2 protein-coding genes are annotated in these 583 nt (G+C 64.3%); one reads left to right on the top strand and one right to left on the bottom strand.

The features are described 5' to 3' along the window. Nucleotides 1-35: 35 nt before the first annotated feature. Entirely contained in the window at nucleotides 36-404 is a 369-nt protein-coding gene (locus AACY52_RS29460; protein WP_339561243.1) for an ATP-binding protein, read from the bottom strand. Here AACY52_RS29460 and AACY52_RS32460 point away from each other — a divergent pair. After that, nucleotides 330-583: fructose-bisphosphatase class II (locus tag AACY52_RS32460; RefSeq protein WP_370468068.1), on the top strand; the 254-nt coding region annotated here is incomplete at its 3' end. The genes AACY52_RS29460 and AACY52_RS32460 overlap by 75 nt on opposite strands.

Here is a 583-nt window from a genome sequence, read left to right as displayed (position 1 = left end):
CATGGCAATCCCTGAAGGGGGGATCTGGGCTGCTTTCATTGGCCCGGCAGCGTGAAGTAGACTGCCGCGCCGCCCTGGGCGGTGTTTTCGGCGCGGATCGTACCGTGATGCGCAGCTACGATGGCTCGGCATACCGATAAGCCGATGCCTAGACCGCCTGTGGTTGAGGTCGCCCGCTGATGGAAACGCGCACTATCGGCCTCCGGATCGAAGCCGGGACCATTGTCGATTACGCCGATCTCAACCGTGCCGTCCTGTGTCCGGCGACAGGAAACGGTAATGGTCGGTGACGCGACGCCGCGCAAAGCGGTCGCCGCGTTACGCAGCAAATTCGTCATCACCTGGGTGATCTGCACACCGTCTCCGACGAGCGCGGTGACGCTGGGGTCGATATCATAAATCATCGCGGGCGCGGCACCATCGTGATCGGCGAGGGCGAGCGCGACGAGGCGCCGATGCTCTATATCGGCGAGCAGGTCGGCATGAAGGCCGGCCCCGAAGTCGACATCGCGGTCGACCCGCTCGAAGGCACCACGCTGTGCGCCAAGAACATGCCGGGCTCGATCGCCACCATGGCGATGGC

Origin of the sequence: Pseudomonas sp. EA_65y_Pfl1_P113 (assembly GCF_963970525.1) — a bacterium.
Classification (GTDB): domain Bacteria; phylum Pseudomonadota; class Gammaproteobacteria; order Pseudomonadales; family Pseudomonadaceae; genus Aquipseudomonas; species Aquipseudomonas tritici.
Note: the sequence above shows the minus strand (reverse complement) of the source record. Positions and strands in the feature narration are given on the sequence as shown.